Below are 23,923 nucleotides of genomic sequence, written 5' to 3'. Positions count from 1 at the left end.
TATATCAAGAGAAAGGAAAGCGATGAAATTTACCATTAATCGGGAAGCATTGCTTAAGCCACTTCAGCTGGTTGCCGGTGTGGTTGAGCGCAGACAGACGCTGCCGGTATTGTCCAATGTGTTGATGGTAGTCGATGGAAACCAGCTCTCGTTAACCGGTACTGACCTGGAAGTCGAACTGGTTGGCCGTGTCGCCCTGGAAGATGTTGCGGAAGAAGCCGGAGAGATTACGGTACCGGCCAGAAAGCTGATGGATATCTGTAAGTCCCTGCCTGAAAACACCCTGATTGAAGTGCATCAGGATGATCTGAAGGTCAAGGTAAAGGCTGGCCGGTCCCGGTTTACCCTCTCCACTTTGCCGGCCAATGAGTTTCCCAGTATTGAAGAGGAGGCGGGATCGGTATCCTTTACCATTGGTCAGTCACGTCTTCGTCGCCTGATTGACCGTACCGGCTTTGCCATGGCCCAGCAGGATGTTCGTTACTATCTGAACGGCATGCTGCTGGAAGTCAGTCAGAACTGTCTCCGGGCTGTGGCTACCGATGGTCATCGCCTGGCCATGTGCAGTGTGGATGCCGATATCAACCAGCAGGACAAGCATCAGGTAATTGTGCCCCGTAAAGGTATTCTTGAGATGGCGCGTCTGCTCACCGAAGGGGAAGAGAGTGTTCATATTACCCTGGGTGCGAATCATATCAGAGCCAAAACCGGTGACTTTATGTTCACCTCCAAACTGGTGGACGGTAAGTTCCCTGACTATGAGCGGGTGATCCCGAAGGGCGGCAATAAAATCATTATTGGTGATCGCCAGGAACTGCGTCAGTCATTCCAGCGTGCGTCTATTCTGTCCAATGAGAAATACCGGGGTATCCGCCTGATTCTTTCGGATGGCCAGCTTAAGGTGATTGCTAACAACCCGGAGCAGGAGGAAGCCGAAGAAGAGTTGAGCCTGGCTTATCATGGTGACTCCATGGAGATCGGGTTTAACGTCAGCTACCTGTTGGATGTGCTTTCTGTGCTTTCTGGAGAGACCATCAAAATGACCCTCTCTGATCCGAACAGCAGTGCGCTGCTTGAGGAGTCTGAGTCTGGTGACTCCACCTATGTTGTTATGCCTATGAGGCTGTAACCGCCTGTCGGCAGAAGTAGTCAGTGTCTGATGTTGTGGCATCAGACACTCGCCCTGATCCGGCTTCCGGGCTACTCAGGTTCGGAAATAAACAGAATATGATTCAACAGCTCTCCATAACTGATATTAGAAACCTCTCCTCTGTTTCGCTTACCCCTTCCCCTTCTGTAAACGTGCTCTACGGGCTCAATGGCAGTGGTAAAACCAGCGTGCTTGAGGCCATACATCTTCTCGGGGTTGCCCGATCGTTTCGGACCTCCCGAATTAAGCCGGTGATCAATCGTGATGCCGAGGTCTGTACGGTGTTTGGCCGAATCGGTGTGTCATCGGGAACCATACCGGTTGGTGTTTCCAGAAACCTGCGGGATGAAACACTGCAGATACGGGTGTCCGGAGAAAACCTGAAGTCCACATCTGAGCTGGCCAGGTTACTGCCCTTACAGGTGATTAATCCGGACACCTTCCGTTTGCTTGAAGGCTCCCCAAAGCTGAGAAGGAACTTTATTGATTGGGGGGTGTTTCACGTGAAACATCATGACTTTTTCCCGCTATGGAAACGCATGCAGAAGGCTCTGAAACAGCGGAACAGTCTGCTCCGTCATGGTAGAATAAACGGTTCTGAATTGACTTCGTGGAACATAGAGTTTGCCAAAGCGGCCAATGCCATCGATGTGTTACGCGGCGATTATATCCAGAAACTGACGCCCGTCTTCAATGAGGTGCTTTCGGAACTGGCAGATCTGGATAATCTTTCCATCCAATATTACCGAGGGTGGGATCGGGAGAGAGAACTGCATGAAGTACTCAGTAGCGGACTGCCACGGGATATCCAATCGGGCTATACCCATGCCGGGCCGCAACGGGCAGATTTAAGGATTCGGATGGGCAAAGGCAGCGCGGTTGATATTCTCTCCCGAGGTCAATTAAAACTGGTGGTCTGTGCACTGAAACTCGCTCAGGGCTTTCTTTACAAAGATCTGCAAGACAAACAGTGCATCTTCCTGGTCGATGACCTGCCATCAGAACTGGATACCCCTAATCGACAAAAGCTTTGTCGATTGTTTCAAAAAATGAACTGCCAGACCTTCATCACCTGTGTTGAGAAGGAGGCACTGGAACATTGCTGGTTGCCTGAAACGGAAGTAAAAATGTTTCACGTGAAACATGGACAGGTTACTGTTACATCACATGAGAACCCTGGTCAGCAAAGTATTCGCCGGGCTGAGTCTTTGGAGATAGAGCATGAGTGAACAAAACTACGACGCATCCAATATTAAGGTCCTGAAGGGCCTGGATGCTGTCCGCAAGCGCCCGGGGATGTACATTGGTGATACCGATGATGGTACCGGTCTGCACCATATGGTGTTTGAGGTGGTTGATAACTCCATCGATGAGGCGCTGGCGGGGCACTGTGACAAGATTTCTGTCATTATTCACCCGGATGAGTCCATCACGGTTAAGGATAATGGCCGTGGTATCCCTGTGGATATCCATGAGGAAGAGGGCGTTTCTGCCGCTGAAGTCATCATGACGGTGCTTCATGCCGGTGGTAAATTTGATGACAACACCTATAAGGTCTCCGGCGGTTTGCACGGTGTGGGTGTGTCAGTGGTTAATGCCTTGTCCAGTCAGCTGAAACTGACCATCCGCCGCCATGGCAAGGTTCATCAGCAGGTGTACCATCAAGGGGTTCCGGAAGAGCCATTAAAGGTCATTGGTGAGACGGACGTTACCGGGACGGAACTGCACTTTATTCCTTCCCCTGAGACCTTCTCAAATATTCAGTTCAGTTATGACATTCTGGCCAAGCGCCTGCGTGAACTTTCGTTCCTGAATTCAGGAGTCTACATCCAGCTGACGGATGAACGTACCGGCAAGGTTGATGACTTCAAATACGATGGTGGTCTGAAGGCCTTTGTGGAACACCTGAACCAGAATAAAACCACCATCAATAAAGTCTTCCACTTTGAAATGACCCGGGAAGACGGTATTGGTGTGGAAGTGGCCATGCAGTGGAATGACAGCTTCCAGGAAGGGGTATTCTGCTTTACCAATAACATCCCCCAGCGCGATGGTGGAACGCACCTGGCGGGCTTCCGTGCGGCGCTGACCCGAAGCCTGAATGGCTATATCGAACGGGAAGGTTTCCAGAAGACCGCCAAAGTGGCCACCTCCGGTGATGATGCCCGTGAAGGCCTGACGGCAATCATCTCTGTCAAAGTGCCGGACCCTAAATTCTCCTCCCAGACCAAAGACAAGCTGGTGTCCTCCGAGGTAAAAACCGCGGTAGAGCAGGAGATGGGCAAATACCTGGCGGACTACCTGATAGAAAACCCCCAGGAAGCCAAAGCGGTTGTCGGTAAGATGCTGGACGCTGCCAGGGCCCGTGAAGCGGCCCGTAAAGCGCGGGAAATGACCCGCCGTAAAGGTGCCCTGGATATTGCCGGATTACCTGGCAAACTGGCGGACTGTCAGGAGAAAGACCCGGCGCTTTCTGAACTCTACATAGTGGAGGGTGACTCGGCAGGTGGATCCGCCAAGCAGGGTCGTAACCGCAAGACTCAGGCGATCCTGCCGCTCAAGGGTAAGATCCTGAACGTTGAGAAAGCCCGCTTTGACAAGATGCTGTCCTCCCAGGAAGTCGGAACCCTGATTACAGCCCTGGGGTGTGGCATTGGCCGTACGGAGTTCAATATTGAAAAACTCCGCTACCATAACATCATTATCATGACCGACGCGGACGTGGATGGATCGCACATCCGTACACTGCTGTTGACCTTCTTCTTCCGTCAGATGCCTGAGCTGATTGAAAATGGCTACATCTACATTGCTCAGCCACCGCTGTACAAGGTTAAGCGTGGCAAGCAGGAACAGTACCTGAAAGATGATGGTGCGCTGGATGGTTACCTGACCCAGTCAGCACTGGAAAATGCCAGCCTGCATGTTAACGAAAATGCCCCGGGGATCAGCGATCAGCCCCTTGAGGAGCTGGTGAAAGAGTTCAGAGACGTCCACAAGGTGGCCGATAAGCTGTCCCGTATTTACCCGGTCACTGTGCTTCGGGAAATGATTTACATGCCCGAAGTGACGGCGGAGAGCCTGGCTGATAAGAGCGTAATGGAGTCCTGGGTTGCCCAACTGAGCGAGAGAATTGAGAACCTGAAAGCAGCTGGCAGTACCATGACGTTCTCTGTAGAGGAAGACCGGGAGCTCAATGTCTGGCTGCCCAAGGTGACGATTATTGCCCATGGTGTCGATAGTCACTACCGCTGGAATGCCGACTTCTTCTCGTCTGCTAATTATAGAAAGATCGTTTCTCTCGGTAATAAACTGCAAGGGTTGATCGAGGATGGTGCCTTTGTTCAGAAAGGGGAGCGTAAGAGGGACGTATTTTCCTTTGAGGAAGCCCTTGAGTGGCTGATGAGTGAATCTACCAAACGGCATTACATTCAGCGTTATAAGGGACTGGGTGAGATGAACCCGGATCAGTTGTGGGAAACCACCATGGATCCGGATGTCCGCAGAATGCTGAAGGTCACCATTGAAGACGCGATTGCCGCAGACCAGATCTTCAATACGCTGATGGGGGATCATGTAGAACCCCGCAGAGAGTTTATCGAAAGCAATGCACTGAATGTTGCCAATCTCGATATTTAATCCAATTCAGTAGTGCCGGTTTTAACCGGCACTTTTTTTACTTTTTTGATTCTCAGGTGTTCTATGTCTCCAGAATGTAAAGCAATTATTCGACAGGAGTTGGAAGAGGCGAGGGTTGTGCTGAGCCGATTCCTGGATGATGACGCCAATCTTGAATCCATTGATCTTGCTGCCCGGTTATTGTCTGAGAGCTTTAAAGCCGGTGGCAAGGTACTGTCCTGTGGTAATGGCGGTTCCCACTGTGACGCCATGCACTTTGCTGAGGAGTTGACCGGACGTTTCCGTGATAATCGCCCTGGCTATGCGGCTATTGCCATTTCCGATCCCAGTCATATCTCCTGTGTATCCAACGACTTTGGTTATGAGTATGTCTTCTCACGTTACGTTGAAGCGGTAGGCAGGGAAGGGGACGTACTGCTTGGGATCAGCACCAGTGGTAATTCCGGGAATATTATCAAGGCGGTAGAAGCGGCCAGGGCAAAAGGGATGAAGGTTATTCTGCTCTCAGGCAAAGATGGCGGCCAGATGGCGGGGATGGCGGATGTTGAAATTCGTGTGCCTCACTTTGGTTATGCTGATCGGATTCAGGAGGTCCATATCAAGGCAATCCATATTATGATTCAGCTTGTTGAAAAGTATATGGAATAAAAAATCCACAGTTATACCGGTTGTTTGGAGTTCTGGGAGGGTAATAATCTACCATGTGTTCAGCCCCGCCTAACGGTTGATCGGTTTAATACCATAGGCGGTAAAGGCACTGGCACCTGCAACGAGCCCCCCTAAAGCTATAATTGCGTTGCGAAGTGTGGTGGGGAACCGGACGCCATTCGTATCGCCATATATCTCACAGGCACAAGCCGATGTTAAAGCTCCGGAAGTCATCCCGACAGCAGTTCCGAAAACTTTAGAAACTCCCCCAGCAGATCCGAAAGAACCAACAGCAGAACCGAGAGCCAGGATAGCACAGGCAGTCACATAAGTAGCCAAAGTATGACCAATGACATTCGGCAAAGCGTCTAAGAGCACATGCTGGAGTTCTTTATCAGCAATGGCAAAATAACCCAGGAAAAGAAGCACGCCACAAGCCATACGTGTCACAGACGTGAGTATATGTAAGCCACGCAGAATAACTTGTGGGCAATGCTGTTTAAAAATGCTAATAGCGGTGGACGAAACACCAACCACACGTTCAGACAACGAAATATAATTTATCCTTTGCAATTCATAATCAGTTAATGGTTGTTCACACAGCAGACAGTGCCTTTGGTCAGAAGTAGCTAACCATAGTCGCATACATGATCGGCCAAACGCATGCCTACAGGTCAGTTGGATGAGTTCACAGTTTGCTACGTCATGACATATAGAGCATGAAACACCGTTAGTGACGTTCATAACATCTCTTGTTTTTACTGCTTTGAAAAACTTGGGACATCTTTATTTGGCTCTGGTTCCCTATGGGTACTTAAATTTTCCTGATTACCACTATCAATAAGAGACTTTCACCCAATACTATGGCTGAATTTTTTGGGAACACAGGTTATTCTCGCGGTAGGGCAGTCTTAAGTCCGACAGGTATCCTTGCTAAAAAAGTACGCTCTATTTTCCTCCAGTCTTCAGTTTTTAGCCGGTCCTGTCGGTAAGGGTACAGTTTGTTAGCTTTGGTAAAATATTCAGAAACCAGGTTTTTCAATTCATCTTTTGAAAAGAAATCCTGTGTTTTCTCAACAGGTAATAATGCTGCGATACGAAGGCAGTGTCCTAACTGACTAAAAGATGATGCATCGAGATACTGGCTTTTTTCTATTGCATTACATCCATGCTCAATGGCTTTAGCCAAAAGCCCTGGAATTTCCTTGCTTTGACCAGAATAAATGCACTCTCTGAAGTAACGAATACTGGTACACAAGTCCACTTCAGGCCCGGCAAAACCCTTTTTATCAAGTTGCATTTGGTCAAACTGACGCCAGTTCATTAAATCGACATGAATGTCGCCAAGGGCCAGTTCAATTTCCTTGTCGTTGCAGGGGGTGCCTTCATGCCCGGAGCGGTCGCTGCGCAGCTTGATAAAGATCGCCAGTGCTTCCTGATATCGTCCCATGCTCTGGTGTAGACGACCAAGGGCCAGTTCAATGTCCTTGTCATTGCAGGGAGTACTTTCATGTCCGGAGAGGTCGGTGCGCAGATTCTTAAAGACCGTCAACGCCTCCTGATGCCGTCCCATGTACTGGTATTGTCGGCCAAGGGTTAACTCTATGTCCTTATCGTTGCAGGGAGTATCTTCGTGCCCGGAACGGTTGGCGCGCAGTTTGTTAAAGATCGCCAGCGCCTTCTGATGCAGTTCCATGTGCTGGTATAGCCGACCAAGGGCCAGTTCAATTTCCTTGTCATTGCAAGGAGTGTCTTCATGCCCGGAGCAGTTGGTGCGCAACGTGGTAAAGATCGTCAGCGCCTCCTGATACCGTCCCATGTACTCGTATTGTCGGCCAATGCTTAACTCTATGTCCTTGTCGTTGCAGGGAGTGCCTTCATGACCAGAGCGGGCGATGCGCAGTTTGATAAAGGTCTTCAGCGCCTTCTGATACTGTCCCATATCGTGGTATAGCCGACCAAGGGCCAGTTCAATGTCCTTGTCGGTGCAAGGAGTGCCTTCATGCCCGGAGCGGTCGGTGCGCAGCTTGATAAAGATCGTCAGTGCCTCCTGATACCCTCCCATGTACTGGTATAGCCGACCAAGGGCCAGTTCAATGTCCTTGTCATTGCAAGGAGTGCCTTCATGCCCGGAGCGGTCGCTGCGCAACTGATAAAAGATCGTCAGTGCCTCCTGATACCGTCCCATGCAGTTGTATTGCACGGCAAGGGCCAGTTCAACGTCCTTGTCGTTGCAAGGTGTGCCTTCATGCCCGGAACGGTCAGTACGCAGCTTCAAAAACATCATTAGCGCCTCCTGATGCCGTCCCATGTCCTGATATAGCCGACCAAGGGCCAGAGCAACTTCCTTGTCTTTGCAGGGAGTCCCTGGATGCCCGGAGTGGGCGGAGTACAGCTTCGTAAAGATCGCCAGTGCCTTCTGATGCAGTCCCATGTCCTGGTAAAGCCGACCAAGGGCTAACTCTACGTCCTTGTCGTGGCAGGGGGTATCTTCATGTCCGGAACGATCGGTGCGAAGCGTCTTAAAGACCGTCAGCGCCTCCTGATACCGTCCCATGAGCTGGAATTGCCGACCAAGGGCCAGTTCAACTTCTTTGTCGTTGCAGGGGGTGTCTTCATTCCCGGAGCGGTCAGTGCGCAGCTTGATAAAGATCGTCAGCGCCTCCTGATACCGTCCCATGAGCTGGAATTGCCGACCCAGGGTCAGTTCTATTTTCTTGTCGTTGCAAGGCGTGGCTTCATGCCCGGAGAGGTCGGTACGCAGCTTGATAAAGATCGTCAACGCTTTCTGATGCAGTCCCATGCTCTGGTATAGTCGGCCAAGGGCCAGTTCTACTTTTTTGTCGTTGCAGGGAGTGGCTTCATGTCCGGAGATGTCGGCACGTAGCTTGCTAAAGATTGTCAGCGCCTTCTGATACAGACCCATGTCCTGGTATAGCCAGCCAAGGGCCAGTTCTACTTGCTTGTCGTTGCAGGGAGTGGCTTCATGCCCGGAGAGGTCAGTGCGCAGCTTGATAAAGATTGTCAGTGCTTCCTGATGCTCTCCCATGCGCTGGTAATGTATGCCAAGGGTAAGATAATTATTTCTTTTATCGTTGTCCTTAATTGAGTGGTTTTCATAAATGTCCTTAAAAACATGCAGCGCTTCAAACATGAGTTTTTTGCCTTGAAGTGCTTTGCCTTTTGTCATCAGTAACCATTTGTTAAGGGGAGGTTTTACCTGTTCTATTGATCGCAGGCAATCATTAACTAGCCCTGAATTCAACAGGGCTCTGGCTTTAAGCAGGTTTGCGCGCAGATAGTTACTCCGACTCAATCTGGCATTATTCTTTAATATCTCTTCTGCTAATTTGAGGGCATGATCATTATCACCTGCGCTTAAAGAGCTGAACCCTTCATTAATACCGGGAATTTCCCCCTGTCGATGATAGCCCGCACCCGGTTGAGAGTGGGATGGGGGACGATGATGAAAACGTGGAAATTCCTTCCTGTTTTCTGGGGTGCCCGGGCTTCTGGGTATATAAGACGTTGCATTGGATGCCCCTTGTGGCTTTTGTATGTATCTTATGGATCTGTTAAAGCCTGGCCTCGCATAGGGCCTCGCATAGGGCCTCGCATAGGGGGCTGTCTTATTTCTGTGGTATTTATTAGCCTGATGACGGGCCAAAATAAGGTTATGAACGTTTAGATGCGCGTTATTATTATCCATGTATTAATTCTTTGAACACTGTTTCCTGCTTTCAGCACATTCAATGCAACACAGGATGCGTTAATATGGGGGGGAAGCATTTATTCTCGGTGGTAATAACAGATCGTGAGTCCTATACATTGTTTGACACCGCGAAAGAAAAACTCAATTCAGATACATGTATTTTAATAATCATTGTAATGGCATCAGACTTAGTACCGGCTGAGTATAGCAGGGCGAAACTAACTTCTTAGGATTTTTCTGAAATCGCAAAATGAACGAACGTATCAAATATTCATACTCATCACGGGAGTTAAAAAGTTCGATTGGTATTACAACCAGGCTTTGGTACAGCAGGTCGCCACGAAGAAGGCTTTACCCGGGCCAAGGTTGCCCGGATCTGATCGAAGTCATAGGTGGTCAGCAATGCAAGGAGTGATAAATAGCAGTCGGTTATTGCATCGTTTGCAGCGCACGTGTAATCCAGTCACGGGTGGTATCATTTACTTCTGCCACCGAAAGGGATTCTGTTTTGATGACGGGCCCGATTTCTACCTGAATTGTTCCGGGGCGTTTTATCCAGGAGCTGTTCGGCCAGAAAACACCGGCGTTATGGGCTATGGGAAGAATATCCACTGCCGCCGCTTTCGCCAGCCCTGCGCCACCACGGGAAAACTTGCCCGGTTCACCGGGAGGCGCGCGTGTTCCTTCCGGAAAAATAAGGACCCAGACGTTATGCGCAAGTGCCGCTTTGCCCTGGTCCCTGACCTGCTGAAGTGCCTGTCGGGCATCCTTACGATTAATGGCGATGGGTCTGATTTTTTGAAAAGCCCAGCCAAAGAAGGGGATTTTCAGTAGCTCCTGTTTGATCACCTGAGTCTGGGGAGTTAATAAGGTTTGCAGGAAAAACGTTTCCCAGGTGCTTTGATGGTTACTGATAATGACACAGGGAGTATCAGGAATATTCTCTGTTCCGGTTACACGCCATCGAATACCGCAAATTAAACGACAAAGATATACTGATACAACAGCCCATGTTTTGACAAAAATGCGATGACGTAGATTAAACCTGAAAGGGTAGATAAACAGAATCATCAGCATTGCCCAGAACACGGTCCAGACTGCCAGAGACAAATAAAAGACAGTTGCCCTTAAAATAGAAAAGGTAGTGGCCATTGACCGGGTCACTGCCCGGGTAGTTGCAGAACCGACAGCTGATGACATTAAAATCCCTCTGAAAGTAGTTCTTCTACAAAGCTGTTCAGATTGTTATAAACAGCTACATCCCTGCTACCAGATAGGCTACCAGAAATCGCTTCCGGGTGTTCGATGAGTTTAGCGTGGGTTTTAACGCCTTTACCCGTCAGTACCAGGGCAACTTTACAACCACTGCGGACCCCTGCCTGAAGATCACGCAGTGAATCGCCAACCACCCAGGTTTCTGCCGGGCTGGCATCGTAGTCTGTAAAAATCTGGTCAATAAGCCCTGTTGCCGGCTTTCTGCATTGACAGTGGTCATCCGGGCCGTGTGGGCAGTAATAGATGCCATCAATATGACCTCCCTGCTCTTTGACCAGCCTGATTAGCTTGTCGTGCATGGCATTGAGCGCTTTGCCGGTGAAGTAGCCACGGGCTAACCCGGACTGGTTGGTCGCTACGAAGACGCGATAGCCCGCAGATGACAAACGGGCAATGGCTTCAATACTTCCCGGAATAGGAAGCCATTCATGTTCAGACCGTATGTACTGGTCTGAATCTTCATTGATCACGCCATCCCGATCCAGAATAACAAGCCTGGTCATAGTGCTCCTGAAACACATAAAAAAAGTGCGGCTGGTGCCGCACTTTATCAGGTTGTATTTAGCTTTTCTGTAACAAAGAGATATCCGCTACCTGCAGGAACAGGCTGCGCAATTGCTTAAGCAGTGCATAGCGGTTCAGACGGATAGCTTCGTCTTCAGCATTGACCAGCACCTGGTCAAAGAACAGGTCAACCGGTTGCTTCAGTGCCGCCAGACTCTCCATGGCCAGCGCGTAACGACCTTCTGCCAGTGCGGGGGCAATTTCCTCTTTCTTGGCAAACACAATGTTGGCAAGCTCAAGTTCAGAAATTTCACTCAGCAGTGTCTCATCCAGCGCGTCAGGAATAATGATATCCCCGGCTTTCGCCAGAATATTGGATACCCGCTTGTTGGCAGAAGCCAGGGCATCCGCTTCATCCATGGCATTAAAGCGGGTAATGGCTTTTATACGACGATCAAAGTCCAGTGGCCGGGTAGGGCGTAATGCCTTGACGGAGTTGATGATCTCAACCGCTATGCCTTCTTCCTGATAAGCGGCATCAAAACGCTCCAGCATGTAATTGACGACTGTCGTATTAAGGTTATCCAGTGCGGGCAGTGAAACACCTTGCTCCTGATAGCCAAGAATCGCCTGATCGATCAGCGCTTCCAGATCAAGATTGAGTTTCTTCTCAACAATGATTCGCAGCACACCGATGCTGGCACGACGAAGTGCGAAAGGGTCTTTACTGCCGGTTGGCAGCTGATTGATACCGAAAATACCGGTAATGGTGTCCACTTTATCGGCAATGGCAACGGCACAGCCAATCAGTGTTGACGGTAGCTGGTCACCGGCAAAGCGGGGCATGTACTGTTCATACAGCGTCTTGCTGACTTCGGGGTTTTCACCGTCGTTGTCGGCATAGTACTGACCCATGATGCCCTGCAGCTCGGGAAACTCCAGCACCATTTCAGACACCAGGTCGGACTTGCACAGTTGACCGGCACGTTCAGCCAGCGAGGCATCACCACCTTCCGTTTGCGCAATGTAAGATGCAAGTCGTGCGATACGTTCTGTTTTGGCAAACACTGAACCCAGTTGTGCCTGGAAGACAATGGGTTTCAGTTTTTCACGACGATCGTCTTGTGTATGTTTGCGGTCAGTGTCGTAGAAGAACTTGGCATCGGCAAGACGCGGACGAATGACTTTCTCATTACCTGCCACAACAAGGTGAGGTTCGGCACTGTCAATATTGGCCACGGTAATAAAGTGCGGCAGGAGTTTCCCTGCACTGTTTTCCACATGGAAATATTTCTGATGGCCTTTCATGGAAGAGATCAGTGCTTCCGATGGAACGGCCAGGAATTCATCATCAAAACGGCCACAAAGGGCAACCGGCCACTCATTGAGCGCAGTGACCTCATCCAGAAGGTCCGGATCAATCACCGAATGACCATTAATCGTGGCAGCAATCTGTTCAACCTGCTCACGGATAATGTCGCGACGGGTTGCAAAGTTGGCAATCACTTTGCCCTGCTCATGAAGAACCTGTGCATAGTCAGCAGGATTGCTGATGGTGATTTCCCGGTTCCCGTGGAAGCGGTGACCACGGGTTGTGTTACCGGCTTTCAGGCCGAGAATTTCAACGTCAATAATCTCATTGCCCAGCAGCATCAGCAGCCAGTGAACGGGACGGACAAACTCGGTACGGCTGGCACCCCAGCGCATACGTTTGGGAATGGGCAGGTTATTCAGAGACTGGGTAATAATTTCCGGCAGCAAATCTTTGCTGGCCTGACCCGGTTTGACCGAGCGGTAGACCAGCCATGCACCTTTCGGTGTTTCTTCCTGTTCCAGGTCGGCAAAATCTACCCCGTTGGAACGGGCAAAACCGAGGGCTGCCTTGCTTGGGTTGCCTTCGGCATCATAGGCGGCCTTGACCGCAGGCCCCTTGCGCTCAAGCTGTTGATCCGGCTGCGCGCTATCCAGGCCTCTGATCAGCAGAGCCAGACGACGGGGGGCGGCAAACGACTCATAATCGGTAAATGTGATCTGGGCCTGTTCAAGACCTGAAAGGATGCCCCGGGTAAACGCGTCAGACAGGCTTTTTAATGCCTTTGGTGGCAGCTCTTCCGTGCCCAGCTCAATCAGGAAGTCTTCTTTATGTGCTTTATTCAGAGAAGTGCTCATTATTTTTCCTCCTGCGCGGTTTCTTTGGCAAGAGATGCCAGAACTTCATCACGAATGGTGTCATCCGCAAGGGGGAAACCAAGTTCACGACGCTTATCGAAGTAAGCTTTGGCGACTGCCCTGGCCAGCGTTCTGACGCGCAGGATAAAACGCTGGCGTTCCGTCACCGAAATCGCGTGACGGGCATCCAGCAGGTTAAAGGTGTGTGAAGCTTTCAGAACGTACTCATAAGCCGGCAGAGGCAGGCCGATATCAACCAGCTTCCGGGATTCGCGTTCAAAGAAATCGAACTGTTTGAACAGTTCTTCCGTGTCAGCGTGCTCAAAGTTGAATGTGGACATTTCAACTTCCTGCTGATGGAACACATCGCCATAAGTGACCGGACCCTGTGGACCCACCGTCCAGACCAGGTCATACACGTTATCAACATTCTGGATATACATGGCCAGGCGCTCAAGGCCATAGGTGATCTCGCCGGTAACCGGGTAACACTCAATACCGCCGACCTGCTGGAAATAGGTGAACTGGGTGACTTCCATACCGTTCATCCAGACTTCCCAGCCAAGACCCCAGGCACCCAGTGTGGGCGACTCCCAGTTATCTTCGACAAAACGGATATCATGAACCAGTGGGTCAATGCCCAGTTGACGCAGAGAGTCCAGGTACAGCTCCTGAATATTATCGGGAGATGGCTTCATCACCACCTGGAACTGGTAATAATGCTGCAGACGGTTTGGGTTTTCACCGTAACGGCCATCGGTTGGGCGACGGCTGGGCTGGACATAAGCCGAGTTCCAGTTTTCCGGGCCGATGGCACGCAGAAAAGTGGCTGGGTGGAAAGTACCCGCACCCACTTCCATATCCAGTGGTTGCATGATGACGCAGCCCTGTTGGGCCCAGAATTGTTGCAGGGCGAGGATCAGCCCCTGGAATGTATAGATATCTGGTGTGCTCTGGGAAGTCACTTTTCTACCTCTTGGAGGCTCAAATGCAAACGGGTCATTTTTTGAACATTGAGCGTTGTGTTGCGAGCAATTATCGATGACCGGTTTATTCACCTGGCGCAGGTTTCCCTATGAGTGATCACTCGCAGGGTTCGACTGTAAAAATAGAGAAGGAGTATACCGGTTTGTGCGATTAAGTTTAAGCTGTGGATAAGTTGTGAACAATGTGGGTAAACATTAAGGGGACCCATTGGGAACTTAATAGCTCAAAACGTTGTCAATGCAGGTTTTAGAGAGGTTTTTTAACCGTGCATGTATCTAATTCTGGTCCAACTGTTGCCCCGGGTTCTTATCCTGCCGGGGAGCCTGAAACTAATAATAGAGAGATGGTTGAGACAACTGCCTCTACAACTGCCTCTGTAAAATCAAAGCACAAACACATACCCAGGCCCAGAAATGCGTTTATTATTTTTCGCAGCATAAAGGCAAAGGAAGTAAAGGATTGCTATCAAAGTGAATTATCCAAACTAGTGGCCAAAGATTGGAATAAAATGTCTGAGAAGCAGAAGGAGTTTTTTGTTCAGAAAGCCAAATTAGAAAAAGCTGAGCACAAAAAAAAGTATCCTGATTACAAGTATCACCCCATAAAGCGCAAAAAATCCGATGCTGAAAGCGAGTTAAAAGGCAAAACTGTAACAAGCCGGAAGGTAGCCCATCCCAAAAGGCAGCGTTCTGGTAATAATCCTGTTTCTGACGTAAGGCAACCGGACAAGAAATCCGTGATTGCTCAAAAAGCGTCAAGCGTTGCTCATACCAGTGTTAAGCCAAACCAGGTAACGCATAAAGTATTAAGCCCTTCGGGTTTAACAGATCACAACCCTCATAGTGCCCAGATTCCTGACAACAATAATGTCACGTCCTTGCGTGAGGATTGGGCCTTCAGGAATGTTTCCTGTGAAACAGATTCCAGTCGTATTTATTCAAAAAAGGGGGACGATAATGGGCTAAAATTAGACTCGGTAAGCTTTACCAAGTCTAATATTTTTGATTTGTTGAATCCATTTGATAAATCTCTATGGCTCAGTGTTCTGGAGGGTGAGAGCCTGGTAGACTGACTTTATCCTATGCATTCCAACCGGAAACTCTTCTCCATGGTTCTTATTGATGCTGCCTCCGGTTAACCGCTGCTTTATTCAGCATATTTTCAGCCCGTAACCTTTGTTCTGGCCGCTGTACCGGGGTAGCTTTGCCGATTTCATCTACTGATGTACTGGCAGGAGAAGATAGCTCTTCGATGTAACCATCTTCTCCCGAATGGCATTAATAACGCCAGAAGGTTGGAGTAAACAACACCAGAAGTGTAAAAATCTCCAGGCGTCCCAGTAGCATGGCAAAAGCAAGAATCCACTTTGCGGCATCGGGCAGGCCCTGGTAACTGAACGCTGCTTCGCCGAGAGCGGGTCCGAGATTATTCAGGCAGGAAGCAATGGTTGAAAATGCCGTAGTAAAGTCTAAACCCGCTGCCAGTAGAGCCAGAAAGAGAAGAACAAACATCAAAATATAAGTAGCAAAGAATCCCCACACCGCTTCACCCACCTTTGAGCTCACGGGTTTTCCGCCAATCTTGATGGTGAAGACCGCATTAGGGTGAACTAAACGACGAAGTTCTCTCATTCCCTGTTTGGCAATCAGAACAACCCTGATGACTTTCATTCCACCTGCGGTAGAGCCTGCACACCCCCCCATGAAACTGGTAAAAAACAACAGCAGGGGCAGAAACGTTGGCCAGGCAGAAAAGCTGGAGGATGAGGTGTAGCCAGTGGTTGTGGCTACGGATACCACTTCAAACAGACCATAGCGGAAGGACTTGGCAAGGGGGTAAGTATCAGAAAGATAGAGCGTGGTAACGGTGATTAGGCCAACAACACCCAAAATGGCCAGAAACCACTTAACTTCCGGATCCTGAATATAGTGGGTCAATAACTTATTGCGCCAGGCGGTAAAATGCAGGGCAAAATTGATCCCGGCAACCAGCATGAAAAAGATGGCAACAGAGATAATCATGGGGGAGTTGAAGTGGCCCATACTGGCGTCGTAAGTAGAAAAACCGCCGATGGCGATGGTAGTGAAACTGTGGCAGATCGCGTCAAACAGGTTCATCCCCGCTAACCAGTATGCCAGGGCACAGGCGGCCGTTAGAAAAAGATAAAGAAACCAGAGCGCTTTGGCGGTCTCGGTAATTCTGGGCGTTAGTTTTGAATCTTTAACCGGCCCGGGAGTCTCTGTTCGATACAGCTGCATACCGCCGATCCCCAGCATCGGTAGAATGGCCACTGCCAGCACAATAATCCCCATGCCGCCAAGCCATTGCAGCTGTTGGCGATAAAATAGAACAGAGCGGGGCAGGTGCTCAATACCGGTTAGAATGGTAGCTCCCGTGGTTGTTAAGCCGGACATGGACTCAAACAGTGCGTCGGTAATACTGAGTGCCGGGCTTTCCATCAGTAGAAATGGCAGTGAGCCCACGGCCCCCAGAACAATCCAGAGCAGTGCGGTGACCAGAAACCCTTCACGGGTGCGCAACTCATCTTTGATATGCCGGAAGGGGAACCAGAGGAGGACGCCCAGCATTAGTGTCAATAGGAAGGTGTAGATGAAAATGGACATTTCCTGCTCTTGATAAAGCAGTGCCACTACAATCGGAGGAAGGCTGGACGTACTGAATAAAATTAACAAAATGCCCAAAATGGGAAGAATAACCTGAAACTGCATGGTGCTCCTGCTTCATCCAGTGCAAGCACCCGGCGATATGGAAGTAAGGAATTGCCGGGCGCTCAAACAACCTGCCATGTTGCGTTCTTATAATGGCTATAAGAAATTCTAGTTTTATGCTGTAGCAGGTTACTCCCAATCCATGGGAGAAATAAAGCCTGAGTGGCTTTTGTCATATAAAAAAGGGGGCCAGGAGGCTGTCCGAGAATAGACTGCCCTACTGCGGTGGCAGCAAATTAGTCTAAAAAGTCGGAAATTTTTAGCAAATAGAACCACTATTCACTAAAAATTTCCGACTTTTTATCCTCAATTTTCTGCCATCCTCGCTACGGGCGCTATTCTCGGTCAGCCTCCTAGAGGATATTACACCTGGGTGGTAAATCAGTCATCGACGTTATCAACAAGTCAGACCGTTCAGTATCATTGGTGGAAGCCGGGTTGCTTATCAGCGGTTCTCCACCGCTTGCTGAGGGGGCTGAGCTTTCATTATCAATCGCTAGCAGGAAACGGTAGGCCATTTCGGGGTCGATGGTGGCACCTTGTGGAAGGTAAGGCAGGTCTGGGTTGATGATGTGAGTGACATCTTGCGCTGTTGTGGTTCCGGTCATTGCATGAACGGGTGTATCTGCTTTGACAGAAACCTGTGGGCGCACTATTGCTACAGGCCGACCAGCAGTGGACCATCTTTTAATGAGGTCGGTGCTTTGCTGGTCAGATCCGGTACTTTCAGGATTAAGTGACGTGGCCGTTCTGCTGGCGGTCAGTTGATTGCTTGTGTCCAAGGCTGTTTCCTATCGATGCTATCGTATTTACCTCCCTGAGACATCAGTTGTCAGGAATAGTTTCCTGTGATGGATAGCCACAAAGCAATGGTTTAAAAGAACCCAAGACCAACCTGGAAGAGTTGCTCCAGTTCACGGATCTTGCGTTTATTGGTCAGGAAGAGAATCACATGATCACCGGATTCGATTCGGGTGGTATCGTGAGCAATCAGCACCTGATCATTACGAACAATAGCACCAATGGTCGCGCCCTGGGGTAACTCCACTTCCTGAATGGTTTTACCCACCACTTTGGAACTGTGTTCATCACCATGAGCAATCGCCTCGATCGCTTCAGCAGCGCCTCTACGCAGTGAGTGAACGTTTACTATGTCGCCACGTCTGACGTGCTTGAGGAGGCTGCCAATAGTGGCCAGCTGTGGAGAAATCGCAATATCAATTTCACCGCCCTGCACCAGATCCACATAGGCGGGGTTATTGATCAGTGCCATGACCTTACGAGCCCCCAGACGTTTCGCCAGCATAGAGGACATGACATTGGCTTCATCGTCGTTGGTCAGGGCACAGAAGATATCGGTATCTTCGATATTTTCACTGATCAGCAGCTCTTTATCGGAGGCGTTGCCGCAGAAAACCATGGCTTTGGTCAGCGTTTCTGACAGAAACTGGCAACGTTCCATATTGTGCTCAATGATCTTGACCTTGTATTGGTCTTCCACGGCCTGGGCCAGGCGCAGGCCGATATTGCCACCACCGGCGATAATAATGCGCTTGTAGTCATCATCCAGCCGCTGAAGTTCGCCCATCACGGCCCGGATATCTTCACGGGCAGCAATAAAGAAGACTTCATCGTCCACCTCGATCACGGTGTTCCCCTTGGGCATGATGGCGTTGCCACGACGGAAAATGGCGGCTACCCGGGTATCCACATTGGGCATGTGTTCACGGATATAACGAAGCTCATGACCCACCAGTGGGCCGCCATAATAAGCCTTCATGGCCACCAGCTGGACACGACCCTCGGCAAAATCCAGTACCTGAAGGGCACCGGGACGCTCCAGCAGTCGGTTGATGTAGTTAGTAACCACTTGCTCCGGGCTGATAAGGACATCAATGGGCAGTGCGGCATTGGCAAACAGACTCTCATTCTTCAGGTAAGCCGCCTGACGGATACGGGCAATTTTGGACGGCGTGTGGAACAGTGTGTAGGCAATCTGGCAGGCCACCATATTCACTTCATCACTGTTGGTGACCGCCACCAGCATATCGGCTTCATCGGCCCCGGCCTGTTTCAGTACTCCGGGAAACGATGCCTTACCCTGGATGGTTCGTATATCGATTTTATCCTGCAGCTCACGAAGTCGCGTGGCATCGGTATCGACTACGGTAATGTCATTTTCCTCACTGGCCAGGTTTTCTGCCAGCGTGCCACCCACCTGACCGGCACCGAGAATGATAATTTTCATTTAGGAATCCATCTTTACCATCAGGCTGTAAAAAAATCCGTCGCCGCTGTTCACAGAGTTGCCAGAGCCGGGAAAAAGCTGCTTGCCAAACCCGGTATCGTGACCCCATGGAGCGTCAATGCACTGCAATCTGGCGTCCGGTGTTTCTGACAGGAACTGCTCAATTTGCAGATGGTTTTCCTGAGGCATGATGGAACAGGTGGCATAAAGTAACGTGCCGCCGGGTTTCAATAGGGGCCATATAGCCTTGAGGATTTTCTGTTGCAGCTGAGCCAGTGCGTCAATATCTTCTGCCTTTCTCAACAGTTTGATATCCGGGTGGCGACGAATAACGCCGGTCGCTGAGCAGGGGGCATCCAGAAGAATGTGGTCGTATGGCTTGCCCGGGAACCAGCTGTCGGGATCCGTCGCGTCACCGCACAGAACATTCGCCGTCAAACCCAGTCTTTGCAGATTTTCAGCCACTCTTTCCAGGCGGACGCTATCGGCATCCAATGCATCCACCGTAATACCCGGGTTCAGTTCCAGCAAGTGACAGGTCTTGCCCCCCGGTGCACAGCAGGCATCGAGAATGTGATCACCGGGTTTCGCTGATATTAAGGTCGCTGCCAGCTGGGCTGATTCGTCCTGAACACTGGCAGCCCCCTCATGGAACAGTGGCAGCTTGTCAACGGCACTGGGCCTGCCCAGGGTGATGGCCTGCGGGGCAATTTTGGACTGTTTCGCCGCGATACAGTCATCCAACAGTTTTTTAAGGTATCTGGCAGGCTTGATCTTCTGTTCATTAACCCGAAGGGTCATGGGAGGAGGCTGATTGTTACCCGTAAGAATGGCTTGATAATCCTCTGGCCAGGCCCGTTTTATGGTATTGACCAGCCATTTCGGGTGTGACCAGCCGCAAACCGGGCTGCGCTCTTCCAGGTCATGCAACTCTTCAACCCGGCGCTGGGCATTTCTGAGAATGCCATTGACCAGGCCCCTGGCCCAGGCCTTACCCATGGTCCGGGTTGCCTGTACAGTCTCACCAATGGCGGCATGGGGTGGAATGCGGGTAAAGAACAGTTGATAAAAACCAACCAGAATCAGGTTATGAATATCCTGCTCTTTTTCTTTCAGGGGTTTCTCGGTGAGAAACTTAAGCCAGGCATCCAGCCGATGATAGTAGCGGAGTGTGCCATAGGAAAGCTCAGCCAATAATGGCTGGTCTTTTTTGGACAGTTTTTCCTGTAACTGCGGCAGTACACTGCTCAGTGATTCGCCCAGGGTTACCCGGGTGATTGCCCGTGCTGCCAGCTGTCGAACAGAAGATTGTTTAGCCATATCAGGTAAAAAAGCGCCTAACTGAATTGTTTTCCGGTGCTGAACATCGCTTTTTTGCTGTTCAGCAGCTCCTGCACAGTCATTGCACGGCTTCCAGCCAATTGCAGCCGTTTAATGCGCAGGGTGCCTTCATGGCAGGCAATATCCAGACCATCTTTATCAGCCTTGATCAGGGTTCCCGGCGCTTCGGCTGTGCCTTCTTCCAGGGCTGTGGCTTCCCAGACACGGATGTTCGTGTCATCCAACGCGGTGATCGCCACAGGCCAGGGATTGAATGCCCGAATCTGCCGGTCCAGGGCCTGTGCTGATTTCTGCCAGTCCAGCCGTGCTTCTTTTTTACTCATCTTGTGGGCGTAGTTAGCCAGGATGTCATCCTGTTTTTCGGGATGAATATGGCCAGCGGCAATGTCATCAAGCGACTGAATAAGAGCAGGCTGACCCACTTCAATCAGACGATCATGAAGGTCTGATGCGGTATCGGTTGGGTGGATGGGGCAAAAGGCTTTCAGCAACATGTCACCGGTATCCAGTCCGGCGTCCATCTGCATAATGGTGACACCTGACTCAGTGTCACCGGCTTCAATAGCCCGCTGAATCGGGGCTGCTCCGCGCCATCTTGGCAGAATGGAGCCATGCACATTAATACAGCCCAGCTTTGGCGTGTCGAGAACCGCCTGTGGCAGAATCAACCCATAGGCAACAACCACCATTAGGTCAGCATCCAGAGCGGCAAGTTCCTGCTGAGCGTCTTCATTTCTCAGGGACTTTGGCTGAAAAACGGGAATATTGTGGGCAACAGCCAGGGATTTGACCGGTGATGGCATGAGTTTCTGACCACGCCCTGCCGGTCTGTCCGGCTGGCTATAAACGGCGATCACCTGGTGTTGGCTATCCAGAATGGCCTGAAGGTGTGCACTGGCAAACTCAGGGGTTCCGGCAAAGATAATTCGAAGGCTTTTCATCAGTGTTTTCTTTTGCCAAGCTTTTTCCTGATACGGTCCTGTTTCAGGCGGGAAAGTGTGTCGATAAACAGTTTACCTTCCAGATGATCCAGCTCGTGCTGAACACAGACCGCCGCCAGCCCGTCATAATCCCTTGTGTACTCATTGCCATCACGATCTAAAGCCGTGAGTCTCACTTGGGCGTAGCGGTCCAGCAGTTCATAAAAGCCGGGGACCGACAGACAGCCTTCCTGAAAGTCGGACTTTTCATCGCCGATGGGCTCATAGCCGGGGTTGATAAGCACCTGGGGCTCGTTACCTTCTTCTGAAAGGTCCATAACCACGATGCGCTGATGAATATCCACCTGGGTTGCTGCCAGACCCACGCCCTTGGCGTCGTACATAGTCTCCAGCATGTCATCAACGATACGTCGAATGTCGTCATTGACCTCCGCTACAGGCTTGGCAACCGTACGAAGTCTTTGGTCAGGGTATTCAAGTATTTCCAGTAGAGCCATCAGTGATCTCAGGTCGAGGCAGTCGAATAATGAAGTTTGTTGACCCTTCAGTATATCTGGAAATTCAGTCTGTACCTAGCCGTGCTTATTCAGCCTGCCACCAGGTATTGATGATCATGGGGTAATCTGTGGTTACCGGCGGTCGCTTGATATTACTCTGGTAGGCAAGTCTGACTTTGCCAAAATACCAGAGCGGAATACCGTAGTGATTCCAGAGCAGCACACGGTCAAGGCTGTGAATAATGGTTTCCAGCTCTTTCTGACTCCCGGCTCCTGGTATTTTCTCCAGCAGCGCATCAATCACAGGGTTTTTAATGCCGGCCAGGTTCTGGGTATCGGATATATCCGCATTACTGGAGTGAAAGTACCTGAATAGCTCACTGCCCAGAGAGAGTCCCAGAGAATAGGCATTACCCATGGTATCGAAATCCAGTTTTCTCACTCGCTGTAAATAGTTGCTGATGTCGAGGACCCGGTATTTCAGCTCAATACCGATGCTGGCCAGGTTCTTTTTAAACGGCAAAACAAGCCTGTCCGCCAGATGACTGGAAGTGATCAGCTCAAACGTCAGCGGCTCTTGCTGCCGGTTGACCAGTTTGCCCCCCTTGAACTGCCACCCTGCTTCATTCAGTAGTGCCAGAGCCTGTTGCTGTTGGGCTCTGATCGAACCATCGCCCCTGGTTTTGGGGGATAAAAATGGCTGATGGAACAGGGCATCGGGCAGCTGCGTGCGAAATGGGGCTAACAGCGCCTGTTCATGGGCAGAGGGCAGACCTGAAGCGGCGTATATGGAGTTTGGAAAGTAACTGTTGGCCCGGACATAGGCGTTTTCAAACAGTGTCCGGTTGCTCCATTCAAAATCCAGCAGATAACCAATCGCTTTTCTTACCCGAATATCATTAAAGGGAGCCCGGCGGGTGTTGAACACGATCATTGGACTGCCAATAATCATTTTGGTTGGAATTTCAGCCTTTATCACTTTGCCTGAGATGATGTCGGGAAAGTTGTAGGCCCTGGTCCAGTTTTTGGCAATGGGTTCAAAATAGAGACTAAGCGCCCCGGATTTAAACGCTTCAAAGGCAGTGGTCAGATCCCGATAGAAATAGAGCGTGATCTGATCGAAGTTGTATTTGCCCCGGTTTACCGACAGATCCTTCCCCCAGTAGTCCTTAACCCGGGTAAAGGTAACCGATGACCCTCCTTCCACATGGGTGATTTTGTAGGGCCCGCTGCCCAGTGGCGGCGTCAGTCTGGATTTCCCGTTAAGCCCGTCTTTCCAGTAGTGAGCAGGCAGAACTGGCAGCTCGGCAGCACAGAACAGTTGATCCCTGTTGCCAGACCTCTTGAAATGAAAGCGAACACGGTGTTGATCCAGAACCTCAACACGGGCAATGGGCTTAAGCTGAATCTGATATTTGACCGGGCCTTTGGTGCGCAGGTACTCAAAAGAGAACTCAACGTCCTCTGCCGTAATCGAATGACCATCATGAAAGCGGGCGTTGGGGTGGAGGTTAAAGGTTATCCATTGGCTGTCGTCAGGGTACTCCACTGATTGGGCAATCAGTCCATAAGCAGACCGGGCTTCATCGCCGGACGGGCTGTAAGCGCCCGTACCCACCATCAAGGGTTCATTCAAACCGAGAAAACCCAAAGTAAAAAATCGCAGGGGGGAGATTTGGGAGATGTGGGTTCCGGTTTGGGAATAAGGATTTAACGTATCAAAGACACCAATGGCGGCAAGGTTAAGTTTGCCTCTTTTCGGGGCGTCAGGATTGACGTAATCGAAGTGCCTGAAGCCTTCCGGGTATTTAAGATCATCAAAACGTGAGAGTCCGTGTGACTTATGCAGGATGGGCGTTTCTGCCATCACCAGCAAACTGACAACAGAGGCTAACGCTGCCAGAAACATCAGGCTTTTCTGTTTCAAAGTTGCTCCTTTATCCAACCCACACCGGGATACTGGCTCAGGAAACTACAACAACAACTAATAGTAGCCTTATTCTTCCTGATCCAGCGCTGAGAATGCAGGGCTATTTATGTGATCTGATCTTGAGAATCAGGTACTAAAGCCGAGAACTAACAGAGA

At 50.3% G+C, this 23,923-nt stretch carries 18 protein-coding genes; 5 read left to right on the top strand and 13 right to left on the bottom strand.

Translation table 11 applies throughout. The annotated features are described in order from the left end of the window. The first annotated feature begins 22 nt into the window (after positions 1–22). The 4 genes from dnaN to lpcA all read left to right on the top strand — a co-directional run bounded on the left by dnaN (position 23) and on the right by lpcA (position 5,434). On the top strand, positions 23–1,129 hold the full coding sequence (gene dnaN, locus J7439_RS02905) for a DNA polymerase III subunit beta (RefSeq protein WP_209200264.1): 1,107 nt from the start codon (positions 23–25) through the stop codon (positions 1,127–1,129). 98 nt (positions 1,130–1,227) lie between these two features. Next, positions 1,228–2,379: a DNA replication/repair protein RecF gene (gene recF, locus J7439_RS02900; protein ID WP_209200461.1), complete on the top strand. Its 1,152-nt coding sequence runs from the start codon at positions 1,228–1,230 to the stop codon at positions 2,377–2,379. Next, positions 2,372–4,786, top strand: a complete 2,415-nt coding sequence (gene gyrB / locus J7439_RS02895; RefSeq protein ID WP_209200263.1) for a DNA topoisomerase (ATP-hydrolyzing) subunit B — start codon at positions 2,372–2,374, stop codon at positions 4,784–4,786. Before recF ends, gyrB begins: the two co-directional genes overlap by 8 nt. Before the next feature lie 63 nt (positions 4,787–4,849). Next, entirely contained in the window at positions 4,850–5,434 is a 585-nt protein-coding gene (gene lpcA / locus J7439_RS02890) for a D-sedoheptulose 7-phosphate isomerase (RefSeq protein WP_209200262.1), read from the top strand. 69 nt (positions 5,435–5,503) lie between these two features. On the opposite strand, the gene J7439_RS02885 is transcribed toward lpcA, so the two are convergent. From J7439_RS02885 to glyQ, 6 genes are all read right to left on the bottom strand, one after another. Beyond that, positions 5,504–6,007 carry a hypothetical protein gene (locus J7439_RS02885; RefSeq protein ID WP_286196436.1) on the bottom strand — a complete coding sequence of 168 codons (504 nt, stop codon included), beginning with the start codon at positions 6,005–6,007 and terminating at the stop codon, positions 5,504–5,506. Positions 6,008–6,323: 316 nt separating this feature from the next. Continuing rightward, positions 6,324–9,143, bottom strand: coding sequence for a tetratricopeptide repeat protein (locus J7439_RS02880; protein ID WP_209200260.1), 2,820 nt, complete (start codon positions 9,141–9,143; stop codon positions 6,324–6,326). A 432-nt stretch (positions 9,144–9,575) separates the two neighbouring features. Next, positions 9,576–10,346 (bottom strand): lysophospholipid acyltransferase family protein, encoded by a 771-nt coding sequence (locus tag J7439_RS02875; RefSeq protein WP_209200259.1) that lies wholly within the window; start codon positions 10,344–10,346, stop codon positions 9,576–9,578. Continuing rightward, a complete protein-coding gene (gmhB, locus tag J7439_RS02870; RefSeq protein WP_209200258.1) occupies positions 10,346–10,924 on the bottom strand; it encodes a D-glycero-beta-D-manno-heptose 1,7-bisphosphate 7-phosphatase in 579 nt (192 codons plus the stop codon). The genes J7439_RS02875 and gmhB overlap by 1 nt, the downstream gene beginning before the upstream one ends. A gap of 58 nt (positions 10,925–10,982) precedes the next feature. Further along, entirely contained in the window at positions 10,983–13,094 is a 2,112-nt protein-coding gene (glyS, locus tag J7439_RS02865; RefSeq protein ID WP_209200257.1) for a glycine--tRNA ligase subunit beta, read from the bottom strand. After that, positions 13,094–14,059: a glycine--tRNA ligase subunit alpha gene (gene glyQ / locus J7439_RS02860; RefSeq protein ID WP_353622986.1), complete on the bottom strand. Its 966-nt coding sequence runs from the start codon at positions 14,057–14,059 to the stop codon at positions 13,094–13,096. Before glyQ ends, glyS begins: the two co-directional genes overlap by 1 nt. Before the next feature lie 287 nt (positions 14,060–14,346). Between glyQ and J7439_RS02855 the strand changes: the two genes are divergently transcribed. After that, positions 14,347–15,153 (top strand): HMG-box domain-containing protein, encoded by an 807-nt coding sequence (locus J7439_RS02855; protein WP_209200256.1) that lies wholly within the window; start codon positions 14,347–14,349, stop codon positions 15,151–15,153. A gap of 205 nt (positions 15,154–15,358) precedes the next feature. On the opposite strand, the gene J7439_RS02850 is transcribed toward J7439_RS02855, so the two are convergent. From J7439_RS02850 to J7439_RS02820, 7 genes are all read right to left on the bottom strand, one after another. Beyond that, positions 15,359–16,810: a TrkH family potassium uptake protein gene (locus tag J7439_RS02850; protein ID WP_209200255.1), complete on the bottom strand. Its 1,452-nt coding sequence runs from the start codon at positions 16,808–16,810 to the stop codon at positions 15,359–15,361. Between the two features lie 353 nt (positions 16,811–17,163). Further along, positions 17,164–17,592, bottom strand: a complete 429-nt coding sequence (locus J7439_RS02845) for a hypothetical protein (protein WP_209200254.1) — start codon at positions 17,590–17,592, stop codon at positions 17,164–17,166. Positions 17,593–17,684: 92 nt separating this feature from the next. Beyond that, positions 17,685–19,058: a Trk system potassium transporter TrkA gene (gene trkA, locus J7439_RS02840; RefSeq protein WP_209200253.1), complete on the bottom strand. Its 1,374-nt coding sequence runs from the start codon at positions 19,056–19,058 to the stop codon at positions 17,685–17,687. Then, entirely contained in the window at positions 19,059–20,378 is a 1,320-nt protein-coding gene (gene rsmB / locus J7439_RS02835) for a 16S rRNA (cytosine(967)-C(5))-methyltransferase RsmB (RefSeq protein WP_209200252.1), read from the bottom strand. A gap of 17 nt (positions 20,379–20,395) precedes the next feature. Then, positions 20,396–21,340 carry a methionyl-tRNA formyltransferase gene (gene fmt, locus J7439_RS02830; RefSeq protein ID WP_209200251.1) on the bottom strand — a complete coding sequence of 315 codons (945 nt, stop codon included), beginning with the start codon at positions 21,338–21,340 and terminating at the stop codon, positions 20,396–20,398. Beyond that, on the bottom strand, positions 21,340–21,837 hold the full coding sequence (def, locus tag J7439_RS02825; RefSeq protein ID WP_101746989.1) for a peptide deformylase: 498 nt from the start codon (positions 21,835–21,837) through the stop codon (positions 21,340–21,342). Before def ends, fmt begins: the two co-directional genes overlap by 1 nt. Positions 21,838–21,922: 85 nt before the next feature. Further along, positions 21,923–23,764, bottom strand: a complete 1,842-nt coding sequence (locus tag J7439_RS02820) for an extracellular solute-binding protein (protein WP_209200250.1) — start codon at positions 23,762–23,764, stop codon at positions 21,923–21,925. Positions 23,765–23,923 lie beyond the last annotated feature (159 nt).

This window comes from Salinisphaera sp. G21_0, assembly GCF_017744115.1.
GTDB lineage: Bacteria > Pseudomonadota > Gammaproteobacteria > Pseudomonadales > Endozoicomonadaceae > Endozoicomonas.
This window is presented reverse-complemented; position numbering and strand designations above follow the sequence as displayed.